The 15,096-nt window shown below is 66.5% G+C and carries 16 protein-coding genes; 4 read left to right on the top strand and 12 right to left on the bottom strand.

Annotated elements, in window-relative coordinates; translation table 11 throughout:
- Positions 1-81: 81 nt before the first annotated feature.
- The 9 genes from HNP60_RS05910 to HNP60_RS05870 all read right to left on the bottom strand — a co-directional run bounded on the left by HNP60_RS05910 (position 82) and on the right by HNP60_RS05870 (position 7,193).
- A complete protein-coding gene (locus tag HNP60_RS05910; RefSeq protein ID WP_184151389.1) occupies positions 82-630 on the bottom strand; it encodes a VOC family protein in 549 nt (182 codons plus the stop codon).
- Positions 627-1,358 (bottom strand): alpha/beta fold hydrolase, encoded by a 732-nt coding sequence (locus tag HNP60_RS05905; protein WP_184151386.1) that lies wholly within the window; start codon positions 1,356-1,358, stop codon positions 627-629. Before HNP60_RS05905 ends, HNP60_RS05910 begins: the two co-directional genes overlap by 4 nt.
- Positions 1,359-1,374: 16 nt before the next feature.
- Complete coding sequence (locus tag HNP60_RS05900) at positions 1,375-2,388, bottom strand: zinc-dependent alcohol dehydrogenase family protein (RefSeq protein ID WP_184151384.1); 1,014 nt, start codon at positions 2,386-2,388, stop codon at positions 1,375-1,377.
- Between the two features lie 226 nt (positions 2,389-2,614).
- The gene (locus tag HNP60_RS05895) at positions 2,615-3,424 is read right to left on the bottom strand and encodes a helix-turn-helix domain-containing protein (RefSeq protein WP_184049968.1); all 810 of its coding nucleotides are present in this window, start codon (positions 3,422-3,424) and stop codon (positions 2,615-2,617) included.
- A 224-nt stretch (positions 3,425-3,648) separates the two neighbouring features.
- Positions 3,649-4,398, bottom strand: a complete 750-nt coding sequence (locus tag HNP60_RS05890; protein ID WP_184151381.1) for an SDR family NAD(P)-dependent oxidoreductase — start codon at positions 4,396-4,398, stop codon at positions 3,649-3,651.
- Between the two features lie 51 nt (positions 4,399-4,449).
- Complete coding sequence (locus HNP60_RS05885; RefSeq protein WP_184151378.1) at positions 4,450-5,322, bottom strand: amidohydrolase family protein; 873 nt, start codon at positions 5,320-5,322, stop codon at positions 4,450-4,452.
- A gap of 137 nt (positions 5,323-5,459) precedes the next feature.
- Positions 5,460-5,933 (bottom strand): nuclear transport factor 2 family protein, encoded by a 474-nt coding sequence (locus HNP60_RS05880; protein ID WP_184151375.1) that lies wholly within the window; start codon positions 5,931-5,933, stop codon positions 5,460-5,462.
- 67 nt (positions 5,934-6,000) lie between these two features.
- The gene (locus HNP60_RS05875) at positions 6,001-6,468 is read right to left on the bottom strand and encodes a nuclear transport factor 2 family protein (RefSeq protein ID WP_260394729.1); all 468 of its coding nucleotides are present in this window, start codon (positions 6,466-6,468) and stop codon (positions 6,001-6,003) included.
- Positions 6,465-7,193, bottom strand: a complete 729-nt coding sequence (locus tag HNP60_RS05870; protein ID WP_184049978.1) for a nuclear transport factor 2 family protein — start codon at positions 7,191-7,193, stop codon at positions 6,465-6,467. Before HNP60_RS05870 ends, HNP60_RS05875 begins: the two co-directional genes overlap by 4 nt.
- Before the next feature lie 70 nt (positions 7,194-7,263).
- On the opposite strand from HNP60_RS05870, the gene HNP60_RS05865 reads away from it, so the two are divergent.
- Both HNP60_RS05865 and HNP60_RS05860 read left to right on the top strand, forming a co-directional pair.
- Positions 7,264-8,178 (top strand): SDR family oxidoreductase, encoded by a 915-nt coding sequence (locus tag HNP60_RS05865; RefSeq protein ID WP_184151373.1) that lies wholly within the window; start codon positions 7,264-7,266, stop codon positions 8,176-8,178.
- Positions 8,179-8,315: 137 nt separating this feature from the next.
- Positions 8,316-9,380, top strand: a complete 1,065-nt coding sequence (locus tag HNP60_RS05860; RefSeq protein ID WP_260394728.1) for a DUF5694 domain-containing protein — start codon at positions 8,316-8,318, stop codon at positions 9,378-9,380.
- Positions 9,381-9,600: 220 nt separating this feature from the next.
- Here HNP60_RS05860 and HNP60_RS05855 read toward each other — a convergent pair whose 3' ends face one another.
- Together HNP60_RS05855 and HNP60_RS05850 are read right to left on the bottom strand one after the other, a co-directional pair.
- A complete protein-coding gene (locus HNP60_RS05855; protein ID WP_184151366.1) occupies positions 9,601-11,466 on the bottom strand; it encodes a M1 family metallopeptidase in 1,866 nt (621 codons plus the stop codon).
- Positions 11,467-11,555: 89 nt separating this feature from the next.
- Complete coding sequence (locus HNP60_RS05850) at positions 11,556-11,960, bottom strand: winged helix-turn-helix transcriptional regulator (protein WP_184151363.1); 405 nt, start codon at positions 11,958-11,960, stop codon at positions 11,556-11,558.
- Between the two features lie 123 nt (positions 11,961-12,083).
- On the opposite strand from HNP60_RS05850, the gene HNP60_RS05845 reads away from it, so the two are divergent.
- Together HNP60_RS05845 and HNP60_RS05840 are read left to right on the top strand one after the other, a co-directional pair.
- Complete coding sequence (locus tag HNP60_RS05845) at positions 12,084-12,827, top strand: SDR family oxidoreductase (protein WP_184151360.1); 744 nt, start codon at positions 12,084-12,086, stop codon at positions 12,825-12,827.
- A gap of 143 nt (positions 12,828-12,970) precedes the next feature.
- Positions 12,971-13,306, top strand: a complete 336-nt coding sequence (locus tag HNP60_RS05840; RefSeq protein ID WP_184151357.1) for a GFA family protein — start codon at positions 12,971-12,973, stop codon at positions 13,304-13,306.
- 295 nt (positions 13,307-13,601) lie between these two features.
- Here HNP60_RS05840 and HNP60_RS05835 read toward each other — a convergent pair whose 3' ends face one another.
- Positions 13,602-15,077 carry a lignostilbene-alpha,beta-dioxygenase NOV2 gene (locus HNP60_RS05835; protein WP_184151354.1) on the bottom strand — a complete coding sequence of 492 codons (1,476 nt, stop codon included), beginning with the start codon at positions 15,075-15,077 and terminating at the stop codon, positions 13,602-13,604.
- Positions 15,078-15,096: the final 19 nt, after the last annotated feature.

Below are 15,096 nucleotides of genomic sequence, written 5' to 3'. Positions count from 1 at the left end.
ACCAGGCGGAAACGGCCCCAGAAATCACGGCACGCGGGTCGCCTCCGACGTCCTGCAGCACCATGTTGCTGCGCAGCAAAATCAGAGGAAGGAGCGCACCGGATCCTTGCCGTCCCAGCCCCGCGTCTGCTCCCAGAAGCGCGTGAAGCCCTCATCCATGCCGGGGGTCGCGGGGATCAGCTCGACGAAGCCCGGCGCGCCCGGCCCGCCTTCGAAATAGGCGACCGACCCGCCGGTGGGCACCGGCGCACGATGCGCGAGCACTTCGCCCCGCGCGATGCGGCGCTCGACTTCCGCCTCGATCTCGTCGCCGTCGATGGCGAGGCCGAAATGGTGAAAGCCATAGCCCACCCGGTCGATCGTCTCCTTGTAGACCGAGGGATTGTCATCGAGCGGCTGCAGCAGCTCGATGTTCATCGAGCCCGCAAAGCTCATCGCGATGGCGACGTCGCTGGTGCAGGGCGCGCCCCGGAACACATGCCCTTCCCCACCGAAGCGCGGGAGGAAGAACCACGGGCCGATGCCGAGCTTGCTGACCCACCAGTCGATCGCTTCGTCCATGTCCTTCACGACATAGGCCATCTGGCAGACCGTGCCGACCTGCCCGCCGAAACCCATTGTCCTGTTCATGCCTGCGTCCTCTCCGCTATCGTTGTCAGGGCGCCCGCCAGTGCGTCGGGTATGCACAGGAACGGGCTGTGGTCGCTGTCGAGCGTGGTCACGCTCGCGCAGGGAAGGGCCGCCGTCATGGCGCGCTGCGTCGCCAGCGGCAGGACCCTGTCATGGATGCATTCCACATAATGGCGCGGCACGCGGCCGAAGCGCTCCGGCGTGACGCGGACCGGCGTGCCGAGCGGACGCACCGGTTCCGCCACGAGGCGCGCGGCGCTCGCGGCCTGCACCTGCGGATCGCAGCGGCTGTAGAAGAGCGGGATCGCCGCTTGTACGGAGAGCGCCACGCCCAGCCCGTCCGCGACGGGCGAGAGCCCATTGGAAAAGCCGCCATGCTGCGGCTCGCCCATCATGTCGTAGAGGCTGCGGCCATCCTCGCACAGCAGCGCCGCGACATAGACCAGCGCCGCGAATGCCTCGGGCGCGCGCTCGGCGGCGCGGCTGACGACGAGCCCGCCCCGGCTGTGTCCGCACAGGATCACCGGCCCCGGCAAGGCGTCTGCCTGCGCGATGGCGAAGTCCGCCCAGCGGTCGAGCGTCGCTGCCGCCAGGGCCCGCGCGTCCCCGCCCATGCCGGGCAGGTCCGGCGCCGCCATGGCATGTCCCCGCGCTTCCAGCGGCATGCGCAGCCGCTCGAAGCACCAGCCGCCATGCCAGGCGCCATGGATCATCAGGAAGCTCGCCATGCGGCGCCTGTCGGGTTCAGGAGAATGCGATCACCGCCTTGCCGAACAGGTCCGGGGATTCGACATAGGCATAAGCCGCCTTCGCATCCTCGAAGCTGAAGGTCGCGCCGATCACGGGCTTGATGCCATTGGCGTCCACGGCCCCGGCCAGCCGCTCCGCCATGCGCCGCGAGCCCACGAAGATGCCGCGCAGGATGCTGCCCGTCATCATGAGCGCGGCCGGATTGGGCCCGCCGACGGGATTGAGCACGCCGATCAGTGCCACCTCGGCATTGTGACGCAGCGCGGCGAAGCTCTGGTGCAGCGTGCCGGCCCCGCCGACCTCGACCACCTTGTCCACGCCGCCCAGCGTCGTGCCGACATGGCGCCCCCAGTCCTCGATCGCCTTGTAGTTGACGCCATGGTCGGCGCCGAGTGCCTTCGCCCGCTCGAGCTTGGCGTCGCTCGAGGATGTGACGATGACCTCGCAGCCCGCTGCCTTGGCCAGCAGCAGCGCGATGGTGGAGACGCCGCCGGTGCCGAGCAGCAGTACGCGGTCGCCCGGGCGCACCGGTCGCGGTCCCTCGAACAGCGCGTTCCAGGCCGTCACGCCAGCGCAGGGGAGCGTCGCGGCTTCCGCATAGCTCAGCGACGCGGCGATGGAGACGACGCCCTGCTCGGGCAGTAGCACGGTTTCGGCGAGCATGCCCCGCCCGCCCGCCGCGCCGAGCGCGGGGCCGGTGTGGGGATTGGGCGGCCCGTCGACCCAGTCCTGGAAGAACGTGCCGGCTACCCGGTCGCCGGCCCGGAAGCGCGAGACGCCGGGGCCGATCGCGACCACCTCGCCCGCCCCGTCCGACAGCGGCACGATGGGCGATGGCACCGGCCCGCCCATATACTGGCCGCGCACGATCGCCTGATCGCGATAATTGAGGGAGCAGGCGTGGACGCGGATTGCGACCTCGCCGGGGCCGGGCACTGGATCGGGCATCTCGATCAGGCTCAGATCATCGATCGAGGTGGCGCCCGCCGCCAGTTGCCATGCACGCATCCGCTTGTCTCCTGTGCTCATTCGCTGGCCCGCCCGGACGGTCGCTGGCCTGTTCAGCCGGACCGACCCGAGAGCGGCCGTTCAAAACCCTTGAGGCATCCCTCGCCGGTGCTTCTTCCGAACGGCTCTAGCCGCCCCGCGCGAGCCCCGGCAAGCGCAGCGTTTTCACCGCATGCAATGCCTTTCAGAGTCGATACCGCCTCGCCGCCCCGAAGGCCCGGTCAGGTCAGGCCACGCCGCCCCGCGCCGCCGCCAGGTCCGTGGCGATGCCTTCCGCCGCGCGGCGCAGCGCACCGAGATGGCGCTGCACCACCGTCGCCGTGTCGCTGCGGCGCTGAAGCCAGGTGATGTTGATCGAGGCGACCGGGAAGGCGCCGAGAATGACCGGCACCGCCATGGAGCGCCGCCCGTCCTGCCGCACCGCCTGCCAGTCCCGGTCCGGCCAGGGATGAAACGGCTCGCGCAGCGCATAGCCACGGTCGCGGATGCCGGCGAGCATGTCGTCCAGCAGCCGTTCTCCCGCGCTGTCGCCTTCCGCCGGGCGCAGCCGCCGCAGGATCGCCGCGCGCTCGTCCGGCTGGCAGGCGCCGAGATAGGCCCGCCCCGTCGCCGTGTGCAGATAGGAAAGGCGCACCCCCACCGGGCCCAGCATGATGGCATCGAGCCGGATGAGCGGGCTGTTCGTCTCCACGATCTCGACATGGTCGGCGCGCGGCACTGCCACGGCGGAAGGCCATGCCACCTGATCGGACAGGCGCGCCAGATGACCGGACGAGACCTCGGCCACTTCCTCTGCGGAGATATCCGCCGACGGTGGCCGCAAGCGCGCGCTTGGCAGGAAGGCGCCATCGGCGAGGCGCTGCCAGATATGGCCATGCTTGCCCAGCGTGACCACCATGCGCAGCAATGTGGCCTTGGGCAGGCCGAGTGCCAGATGAAGTTCGTGAAGATTGGCGCCTTTGCGCCGGTCGATTTCCGACAGGACCTGCAAGCCGCGCTCCAGCGCGCGCACGGTCTTCACCTTCCGTTCGATCAAGCGCCTCTCTCCTCGCCTGTTCTTTCACTACGCGAAATAACACAGCCCCTCCGGCCCACCAAGAAGGAAGCCCGGAACAGCATGATTTTCTGCGGCTTTTGCGCGCATTTCCCCCTGCCAGTGCGCGGACGTCCGGTTGCGCCGCAGAGCAAGTCCCGCTGCCTCGCCGGCATCGCCGCCGACCGCGCGAATCAGCCGTGCAAGGCGATCCGCTTTGCCCCGCATCAGACCTCCAGCGTTTCCAACACGCCACCGTCCACGGCCCAGCCCTGCGCGGTCACATGGCTCGCGGCGGGCGAGAGCAGGAAGCAGGCCACTTCCGCCAGTTCGTCCGCCGAGCCCATGCGGCGCTGGGGCACGCGCTGGTTGATCCGCGCCGCCTGATCGGGCGGGATGAGGTCGAAGGCGGGGGTGTCGATGAAGCCGGGGATCACGCAATTGCACCGCACGCCATGCGGCGCCATTTCCACCGCGATCGCTCGGGAGAGGCCCAGCACGCCATGCTTGGACGCGACATAAGCGGGGTTCATCGCCATGCCCCGCTTGCTCGCCATCGATCCGGTGACGAGGATGCTGCCTTCCCCCGCCGCGATCATCGCGGGCAGCACGGCCTGCATCGCCCAGAAGACGCTGGTGAGATTGACGCGCAGCACATCCTCGAACAGCTCGCCCGGATAATCGAGCGCGGGCGCGAAATTACCTGCCATGCCGGCATTGGCGAACAGGCCATAGGCAGGGCCGAAACGGTCCGCCGCCGCCTGCAGCGCGGACTCCAGCGCCGCCTTGTCGCCCACATCGGCCGCGAAGGCGGAAGCGCCGGGGCCGATCTCGCCCGCCTGCGCTGCCAGCGCATCGATCCGCCGCGCGATCATCGAGACTTTCGCGCCGCGCGCGGCCAGCATCCGCGCCGTGGCGAGGCCGATGCCGCTCGATGCCCCGGTGACGATGATGTGGCGCCCCGCCAGATCGCTCATGCTGCTGCTCCTCTCCCTTTTCTCCGGCATCGATGTCCGGGTGTCGGCCCCTCAGCCCAGCCCCAGCACGCGCACGGCATTGTCCTTCAGGATGAGCGGCAGCACATCCTCCTTGAAGCCGACCTCCTGCGCGGCGGCGATCCATTTTTCCGGCGTGATGAGCGGAAAATCGCTGCCGAACATCATCTTGTGCTTCAGCTGCGTGTTGGCATAGCGGATGATCTGCGGCGGGAAATATTTCGGGCTCCAGCCGGACAGGTCAATGAACACATTGTCCTTGTGCAGCGCCATGGAGAGGCTCTCGTCCGTCCAGGGCCAGCTGGGGTGCGCGAGGATGAACTTCATGTCCGGGAAGTCGGACGCCGCATCGTCCACCAGCATGGGCTGGCCATATTTGAGGCGGATGCCCCCACCCCCGGCCATGCCCGTGCCCATGCCGGAATGGCCGGTGTGGAAGATCGCCGGCAGCTTGTAGTGCGCGATCACTTCGTAGATCGGGTAGCCGGTCCGGTCGGAGGGGTGGATGCCCTGGATGAGATGGTGGAACTTGAAGCCCTTCACCCCATAATTCTCGATCAGGTCGCGCGCCTCACGAGCGCCCATCTTCCCCTTGTGCGGGTCGATCGAGGCGAAGGGAATGACGATGTCGTCATGCTCGGCGGCCAACTCGGCAATCTCGTAGTTGGAAACGCGTTTGGCGCCGACCGCGCTTTCGCAATCCACCGTGAACAGGCAGAAGGCGATCTCGCGCTGCCGGTAGAAATCGATGATCTCGGGAATCTTCGGCCGTTCGCGCGGCGCCTTGAAATAGGCGGACGCGGCATCGAAGAACTGCGCCATCACCGGGTCCTCGGGATCGTGGCACGAGACCTCCGCATGGACGTGGACGTCGATGGCTTTCACTTTGCTGGGGTCGATGGGCATGGAGTCTTCTGCTCTGCTTGAGGAAGGGCGGCCTTGTGCCGGCGCGCTGATCCGGCCCGTCTTGTCCTGGCACCTAGGGCTGCACGGATCAGCGGACAAAATCAACCCGTCGCCGGCGGCGACATGGTGATCGGGAATCAGAACATCGGATGCGGATTGGCCGATGTCTCCGGCATCGGCTGGATCACGTCCCAATGCTCGACGATCTTGCAGTCCTTCACCCGGAACATGTCCACTGCCGCGAAACCGCGCGTGCCCGGCGTCATCACCGAATGATAATGGACCGCGACATGCGTCTCGTCCCCGAAGATGCGCTTGATATCCACCTTGAGCTGCGGATTGGCATCGAAGATCGGGCCGAGATGGCGCAGCGCAGCGGCCCGCCCGTCCTGCGCATAGGGATTATGCTGGATATAATCCTCCGCCACCCAGGTCATGAACGCCTCGCGCCAGTTCTTCTCGACGAAGAACAGCCGGCTGAAATCGCTGACGATCTCGACCGCCGTCTTCCCGCAATTGTCCGGCTCGACGGCGCGAGCGGGCGCGGCCCGGGCAGGCGCCGCGGCGGCCGACATCGCCAGCATGGCGACCATGAACGTCCTTGCCTTCATGCCCTCTCCTCCCCTTAGCTGCACCGTCGCACTCCGAGCGCCCGGCAAGGGGCCCCGACGCCCGCGTTCAGAACATCGGATGCGGATTGGCCGATTTCTCGGGGATCGGCTGGATCACGTCCCAATGCTCGACAATCTTGCAATTCTCGACCCGGAAGATGTCCACCACCGCCGAGCCGCGATCCTGCGCATTCATCTGGAGCTTGTTGTGGACGACGACGAGATCGCCTTCCGCGATCACGCGCGCCACGGTGTAGCGCAGCTCGGGCATCGAGCGGAAGAACGGCTCCAGCGCCGCGATGCCATTGTCCCGCCCGTCCTTCGCCACGGGATTGTGCTGGATATAATCTTCCGCCACCCAGGTCATGAACGCGGTGCGCACGTCCTTCTGCTCGTAGAACAGCGGGATGAAGCGCTCGACCACTTGCCGGGCGGTAAGATCGCACTGGCCTTCCGCCGCCTGCGCGGGCGCGGCGATGCCGGCCAGCCCCAGCGCGAGCGCCATGACGCCCGTACCCCATGATGCGCGGGTCATGCGGGCTTCTCCTTCTTCATCATCATCGGCGTGAAATTCTCGACCATGAAGGCCTTGCCGAGCACCGGATGCGCAAAGCTCATGGGCACTTCGTAGCGGTGCGGCCAGGTCTGGCGCACCTCCTTCTCGGGCAGGATGCGATCCGGGCCGTCCGGATTTTCCGGATAGCAGACCAGTGCCGGCTGGAGATGCGCGACCGTATGCGCCCAGCCGGTCTCATAATCGCCCTGCCACTGCATCATATAGTCGAGCCGCTTGATCTTCCAGACGCCGTCTTCCTTGACATAGTCATTCTCGTAGAGCCCGGATTCCCAGAATTGCTGCGGGACCTCGTCCGGCTTCTCGTGCACCACCTCGTCATGCCAGCCGCCCGCGAGGATGCCGCGGAACCGCCCCTTGGCGGTCTGCCCGTCCTCGGCGATGGTGATGATGTCCTGAAGCTGGAAATGATCGAGAAGCAGGCCATGGACCGGTCCGCGTCGCCCGCCGGTGAAGCGATTTTGGAACCATGTGCCGTAAAGACGCATCACGCCTTCGTAACCGACATATTCACCCGAAAGAAAGACGACGACGCCATCTTTCGCGAAAAGGCCGGCGACTTCTTCCGGCCTGTTATAATCTATATAATATCCATAAGCCCATTGGAGCCGCCTGATCGCGTTCACGTCCTCAAGTTGCTGAACCTTCTTTTCCAGCTCAGCCAAACGCGTTTCCACATCAGCCATTATCGACTCCTCTCTCCTTGTCTGCAAGGATGGCTAACAAAGCAAAGCCAATGAATCGAGAGGAAACGCCATGGACTGGACCGGCAAGGTCGCCTTCATCACCGGCGCGGGGACGGGCATCGGCTTCGGCATTGCCCGGGCCTTCAGCGATGCCGGGATGCGTCTGGCCCTCTCCTACCGGGACGAGGCGCAGCGCGCCCGCTGCGACGCCTGGTTCGCGCAGCGCGGGCGCGAGGCGCCGCTGTGGATCAGGCTCGATGTCACGGATCGCCCCGCATTCGCCGATGCAGCAGACAAAGTCATCGATCATTTCGGCAAATGCCATGTGCTGGTCAACAATGCGGGCGTCTCCGTGTTCGGCCCCACGGACGAAGCCAGCCACGCCGATTATGACTGGATCATGGGCGTCAATTTCGGCGGCGTGGCGAACGGGCTGGTGGCGTTCCTGCCGAAGATCAAGGCCACCGGCGAAGGCGGGCATGTCGTGAACGTCGCCTCGATGGCTGCTTATCTCTCGGGCCCGCAGGCCGGCATCTACACCGCATCCAAGTTCGCGGTGCGCGGCCTCACCGAATCGCTGCGCTACAATCTGGCGCCGCACGGCATCGGCGTCTCGCTGGTGTGTCCCGCACTGGTGGCGACCGATGCCGGCCTCAGCGCACTCAAGCGCCCCGCCCGCTTCGGCGAGAGCGGCTTCGCGCCGGTGGACGAAGCCGAGCTGCGCCACTTCGCGTCCGCCTTCTCCAACGGCATGGACCCGCTGGAAGCCGGCGAGAAGATCCTGCGCGGCGTGAGCGAAAATCGCGGCCTCATCTTCACCCACCCGGAATTCGCCGAGGATTTCAAGGACATCTACGAAACCAGCCTCGCCGCCCTCCCCAACGAAGAAGCCCCGCCCGAGCGGCTGGAAATCGAACGCAAACGCCGCGCCGCCAACAAGGCCGCCCTCGCCGGCGCCCGCATCAACCTCGCCGATCTGACTTGACTTGGGATCATGGGGCGAACGGAAAGCGATCCTGCCATTGCGGGAAATCCTCGCGCGTTCAATAACGCGTTCGCAAGTCGGCAGCGGAAGCCTTGCATGATGGGGGAGATCTTATGAGATCATTGGCGTCGCTTTCCATGATTGCGGTTGTGGCCCTGATGGGTGGGGTAGCTGTGTCTGCACAGGACTATTCACCCGCATTTCGCCCGGACGCGATGGATGATCGGCCGGCGGGCGAGCCGAACCAGGTCATGGTTCTCGCCACCCCGCATCTTTCGCAATGGCGTGACCGTCTCCGTCCCGAGACGGTCGAGCCGCTCGTGTCCCGCCTTGCAAAATGGCAGCCCACAGCGGTCGCCACGGAGGATAGTTCCGGGCTTCTTTGCGATATGATGCGGCGGCAACCAGCGCGCTATGAGGAGGCTTATCGATCCTATTGCTTCGACCCGTCCCGTGCCGCGCTCGCCACTGGGCTCGATGTCCCCACGGCCAATGCGAAGGCGGACGCCATGCTGGCCGACTGGCCGGACATCCCGGCTCCTGCGATGCGTCGCACACTGGCCGCGACCTTCCTGGCAGCGGGAGAGCCTGCATCGGCCCTGGTGCAATGGCTGCGCCTGCCGGATAGCCAGCGCATCGCGGACGGCATTTTGACATCCGACCTTGTCGATCTGCTGAAGGCACGCGCGCAGCGGGTGAACGAAACCGATCTGATCGCTGCGCGTGTCGCAGCGCGCGCCGGGCTGGAGCGCGTGTGGAGCGTGGACGATCAATCGACCTATATGGGCGCGCTGCAGGACGAGGAAGGCTATGGCAAGGCCCTGACGCACGCCTGGGACAATGAGGCAACGAAAGCGCGGATCGCCCAGAGCGACGCGCTTGCAAGCGCCATCACCTCATCCGATGGCCTTCTGAATCTCTATCGCGCCTTCAACGATCCATCCTACGCCATCGAGGCCTACAAGTCAGACTGGGGACCAGCGCTGGCCGCCCCCTCTCCGCAAGGATTTGGCAGGCGCTACGTCGCCTATTGGGAAACCCGCAACCTGCGGATGGTCGCGAACATCCGGGAAGTGCTCGGTCGACGGCCAGGGACAAGGATGCTGGCGATCGTCGGCTCGTCGCACAAAGGCTATTACGAAGCCTATCTCCATCAGATGCGCGACGTGAAGCTGGTCGATATCGCGCCGGTTCTAAAGTAGGCGGTAAAAGGAACGCCGCCCATTGGCTTGCCCGAACAGCCAGCGGCCGGACTGAACTGTAAGGGAGCAGCAGACCTGCCCTCCCCCTCCCTCGTCATTCCCGTGCACACGGGAATCCAGTCACCCGCGCGACGCGAAACCCGGGCTGAAGGCAAGGTCGTCCACCGAAAGCGCGACAAACCGCCATTTGCAGTCCGCCGGCACGAAATGCCGATCCACCCTACCCCGCCGGCTCAAGGATCCTCTCCACCACTGCCGCCGTGATCGGATGATAGTCGCCTTGCGCCTGCGCGAAGATGCGGCGCGCGACGGGCATGCCCCAGTCGCCCTGTGCCGCCAGCGCGCGGTAGACGGGGCGGATGAGCAGCAGCCGCCCGACGCGCGGCAGGAATTCCCCGGCGGAGGCGAGCGCGGGCTCGTAGCGATTGCCGATCGCCAGTGTCAGCCAGGCCGAGCGCACATAGGCGTTGGGCGAGGTGCCGAGCTTCATCGCGCCGTCCAGCTCGGCGAGGCGCACGGAAGGCAGCGTGCGCGGCAGGCCGTTGAGGAAGCGCTGCCATTCCTGCGTGCCCCAGCTCGCGAACGGTAGGGACGCGACCGGACCGCCCGCCTTCACCTGCTCGATCGCGGCATCCACCTGCGCGAGCGTGGCGGAGCGCACATGGACGGCATTGTCCGGCAGGCCGGCCTCATAGGCCCAGCGGTCGAGCTGCAGCTTCGCTTCGAGCGCCGCATCGCCCTTGATGAGGTTGGCGCGCAGGTCGGCGAGCCAGCCGGCCGTGGTCTGCGGCTGGAACGCGTGGCGATCGAAATAGGCGCGCAGATAGGCGTCCCAGCGCTCCCGCCCGACGGTCTTCTCGATGGTGCGCAGGAAGATGGCGCCCTTGTTGTAGGCCAGCTCGCCCGCTTCCTCGCCCGGCCCCACATAGAGCTTCGTCGCGTTAGGCTTGCTGCCGCGCAGGTCCCGCTGGAGATCGTCCCACGAGATGTCGGCCAGCACGGCCGCGCGTTCCTTGCCGTAGACGATCTCGTCGATGCGATTCTCGAAATAGGTGGTGAAGCCCTCGTTCAGCCAGCCGTCCGGCCAGGTCGCGTTGGTGACGAGATTGCCGGACCAGCTGTGCGCCAGCTCGTGCGCCACCACGTCCACATTGGCCTTGTCGCCGGTGAAGATCGTCGGCGTAAGGAAAGTGAGCGTCGGGTTCTCCATCCCGCCATATGGGAAGGAGGGCGGCAGCACGAGCATGTCGTAGCGGCCCCAGCGATAGGCGCCGTAGAGCGATTCCGCCGCGTCGATCATCCGCTCGGTATCGTCCAGCTCGGGCGCCACCTTCGCCAGCGTGACCGGCTCGGCATAGACGCCGCTGCGCGGGCCGAGCGGCTGGAACGCCAGGTCCCCCACCGCGAGCGCGATGAGATAGGGTGGCACGGGATGCGCCATGCGGAAGCGATAGCGCTTGCGCCCTGCCCCCGCCGGCTCGCCCTGGGGCGTGAGCCGCTCGCCGCTCATCACCGCGACCAGATCGTCCGGCACCGTGATGCTCGCTTCCCAGGTCTGGCGGATGCCGGGGCTGTCCTGCGTCGGGATCCAGCTGCGATTCTCGATCGCCTGCCCCTGGCTGAAGAGGAAGGGTTTGCGCTTGCCGGCGGTGAGCGCGGGCGGCAGCCAGCCGAGCGCACTCGCATCGGGCCGGGAGCTGTAATGGATGGTGATCTGCCGGGCGGCGCCGATCTGCACGGTCAGCGGCGCGCCCTTGTTCTCCTCGCTGGTGCCGACGGTCCAGCGCAGCGCCCTGCCCTTGTCGTCAGTGATCCGCTCGATCGCGAGTCCCTTGTCGTCCAGCACGATCTCCCGGGCGCCCGGCGCGGCGAGAATGTCCAGCCGGGCCGATCCGCGCATCACCCGCGCCTCGAAATCGGCGTCGAGATCGAGCGCGACATGCGTGACACGCGCGACACGCGGCTGCGCATAGGTCTCGCTGTCCACCGCGTCGGGCGTGGTCAGGATGGGCGAGACCGCGGCGGGCCGGGCATGGAGGGGAGAGAGCAGGGCAAGGCCGACGAGGGCAGGAAGCAGGATACGCATGGCCCTTCTTTGACGATGCGGGAGAGCGCCCGCAAGGGGGTCATGCCCGCGCGGCGCCGTCACGCCCGGTTCCGCCACGCCGGGTCCGCTCAGGCGTCCGCCTTGCGCCCGTCAAAGCCCTGCCGCGCGGTCTCGACCGTGTCCAGATGCGCCTGCGCCCATTCCCACACGCCGCAGAAGGCCTCGCCCAGGCTCTCGCCCAGCGCCGTCAGTCGATAGTCCACGCGCGGCGGCACGACCGGGTGCACGGTGCGGCACACCAGCCCGTTGCGCTCCATCCGGCGCAGCGTCTGGGTCAGCATCTTCTGGCTGATGTCCGGCACTTTCTGCGCGATGCGGGTGAAGCGCTGCTCGCCATGGTCGTGCAGCACCTCGATGAGGATCATGGTCCACTTGTCCGCCACCTGCGCGATCAGGTCCTGCACCAGCGCTTCCACGCGGGGGTCGATCTCATCATAGCGCGCGGGGCTTGCGCTTCCGGGGCTCGCTGTCATCCGATACTCTCTTTCAGACCAATACTCTCTTTCGAGTAAGTATAAATCTTTTTGGTGCCTTCTTTCGATTCGAAAGTATCGGCATAGATAGGGTGTCGTCCACTGGCAAAGAGGAGACTTCCCATGAAAACCACCGGCAACACGATGCTCGTCACCGGCGGCGGCTCGGGCATCGGCCGCGCGCTTGCCCAGCGCTTCCATGATCTTGGCAACACCGTCATCGTCGCCGGGCGCACCGCCGCCACGCTCGAGGAAACCATCGCGGGGCGCGCCGGCATGCATGCCCTCACGTTCGACGCGAGCGATCCGGCAAGCATCGCCGCGCTGGCGGAAGAGGCCATCGCCCGCTTCCCGGCCCTGAACATCCTGTTCAACAATGCGGGCATCATGCAGCGCGAGGACCTGACCCGCAAAGGCGACACCAGCATTGCCGAGCGGACCATCACCACCAATCTGCTCGCGCCCATCCGCCTCACCGATGCGCTGGTGACGCATCTCTCGGCCCAGCCGGACGCGGCGATCATCAACACCACCAGCGGCCTCGCCTTCGTGCCGCTGATCGGCACACCCAGCTACAACGCGAGCAAGGCGGCGCTGCACAGCTGGACGGTCTCGCTGCGCGCGCAGCTTGCCGGCACCATCGAAGTGATCGAGCTCGCCCCGCCCGCCGTGCGCACGGAGCTGACCCCCGGCCAGTCCACCCGGGAGAACTACATGCCGCTGGAGGATTATGTCGCGGAAGTCATGGCGCTCTTCCACACCGTGCCGACCCCGCCGGAAATCCTGGTCGAGACCGTGAAGTTCCTGCGCTACGCCGAGCGCGAGGGCCGTTTCGACGAGACCGTCAAGGCCATCTCCGCGCTTTGAACGCGCGAGGCGGCGCGCGGCTTCCGACGCGGCCTCATGCGGCAGGGACGATGGCGGCCGCGACGGCCGCTATCGTTCCGCGCCGATCATGGTAGGGTCGGTCCTCGACGGGCGCCTGCCCTGTCGAGGCGGGAGAGACGGTCATGAAGCATGAAGGCAGCTGCCATTGCGGGGCGATCCGGGTGGCGATGGACGGCGATCCCGTCGATGCCGGCGAATGCAATTGCTCGATCTGCCGGCGGACCGGCGCCCTGTGGACGTACCGCTCGCCCGGCGAGGTGGAGGTCACCGGCACCGGCGTGGGCTATGTGCAGGGCGACGCGACCCTGACCCTGTGGCATTGCGGCACCTGCGGCGTCGTCACGCATTGGACCCCGCATGATCCGGCCTATGACCGGATGGGCATCAACCTGAGGCTGTTCGAGCCTGCGCTCTGGGAAAACCTGCCCCGCCGGTTCATCGACGGCGCGAGCTGGTAGACGCGCCCGCCACCCGGCTGGGCGGCAGGCCGCGCCCCTCCGGGCCTGTCAGGGCTGATCGACATTGTCCTAGGGAGCTTGGACGAATTCCGAGGCCATGGCGGCGCACCATCTCTCGTCATTCACGACGTCATCCCGGACTCGATCCGGGATCCCGCTTCTTCCTTCTTAAAACCCGCTGGACCCGGCGATCGTCAAGGCAGCGGGATCCCGGATCGAGTCCGAGATGACGAATAGAAATGGCTGAAAAGCTCGCTTTTGGCTCTGTCAGAATCCGCGAATTTGTCCACGCTGCCTAGGCCGCCCGCGCCGCCTCGTAATCCACCATCGGCACCCACCAGCCATGGACCTGCGGCCGCATGCGGGTGGGCACGGGCACCTTGGCGACCGGCCCGGCAGGCAGATCGCCCGCATTCCAGATCCACAGCGCATGTTCGAATGCATCCGGCCCGAGCTGGTGATCGACCACCGCGATCAGCCAGCCCTCATGGCCGGGTTCGCTGGCCGGCACATGGACGGTCTCGCTCATGCCGTGCGCCGGCGGCAGGTTGTAGCCGACGATCTCGCCTGTCTCGAAATCCTTGCGCAGCAGCGCCGAGAACATGACGCCGACTACGCCGCCCATCACCGGAGGCCCCATGGGCTGCGGGTTCATGCTGCAATACCAGCCGCGCCGGTAGGGCCGGCCCTGATCGGCATCGGCGATGCGCGGCATGTCTCCCGGAGGGCCGAGCGGCGTCACTGCCACGCCATCGCCGTCGCCCTTCATGTCCATGGTCCAGCGCTGGAAGCCGCCGCCCAGCATCTGGGGCGGGACATTGATGCCGCTGTCCGCCTGGATGTGGGGGAAAGCGATCGTGTCCGTGACATGATGGTCCATATGGACCTTGCCGTCGTCGGTCTCGAAGGCATTCATCATGTGGAAGCTGGACATGCCCTTGGGCCCCTTGAACCAGCGGATCTGCGAGACGTCGCCATAGCGGGGCATGATGCCGACATGATATTCGAGCTCCTGCTGATGCACCCAGTGGGCGCCTTTCGCCTTCACGCTCTCCAGGTCGGAGGTGGTGGGCTGCAAGGGGAAGATCGCGTAATTTTCGGTAATGACGAAGTCGTGGACGAGGCTGCAGAACGGCGCCTCGAACCATTGCTCCTTCACCAGCTTGCCGTCCCGGTCGGTCCACCAGTAGGCCATGGTCTTCGAGCAGAGCCCGTCCGCCTCATAGCCATAGACGAACATCTCCTTCGTCTCGGGATCGACGCGGACATGGGCCGTCATCGTCTTCGATCGCAGGACGCCGCCAAAGTCATAGGCGCCGATGGTTTCCAGCGTATGCGGATCGACCTGATGGCCCGGGCCATCCTCCTTGGTCATGATGAGCTTGCCGGCATGCCAGACGGGCGTCGTGTTGGAGACGGTGCCCTCGATGTCGAAGGCGGAAGGATCGTTGGTGTAGGGATTGCGGTAGCGCCCGAACAGGCGCCTGCCCGCGGCGCGCTCCGCTTTCCAGCGCGGCGTCTGCACATAGCGGATGTCATAGTCCACGGTGCCGTCAGCGTTGAAGAGCACCCGGCTGATCATGCCGTCGTCGGAAAGCGCGGTGTCCGGCTGGAAGAAGGGGGGGAACTGCGGATCGGGCACCGCCCGGAAGAATGCGCCGCGCACGTCGGCGGGAATCGTGCCCTCGCTCGCCTTCAGGCCCTTGATCGAGACTTCCTGGCCTACCGGCTTGTTGAGGCCGGTATAGTCCGGGGTCGCGGGAAATGACATCGCTCTCTCCAGTCTGTTG

This window comes from Sphingobium lignivorans, assembly GCF_014203955.1.
In the GTDB taxonomy this organism is placed as follows: Bacteria; Pseudomonadota; Alphaproteobacteria; order Sphingomonadales; family Sphingomonadaceae; genus Sphingobium; species Sphingobium lignivorans.
Note: the sequence above shows the minus strand (reverse complement) of the source record. Positions and strands in the feature narration are given on the sequence as shown.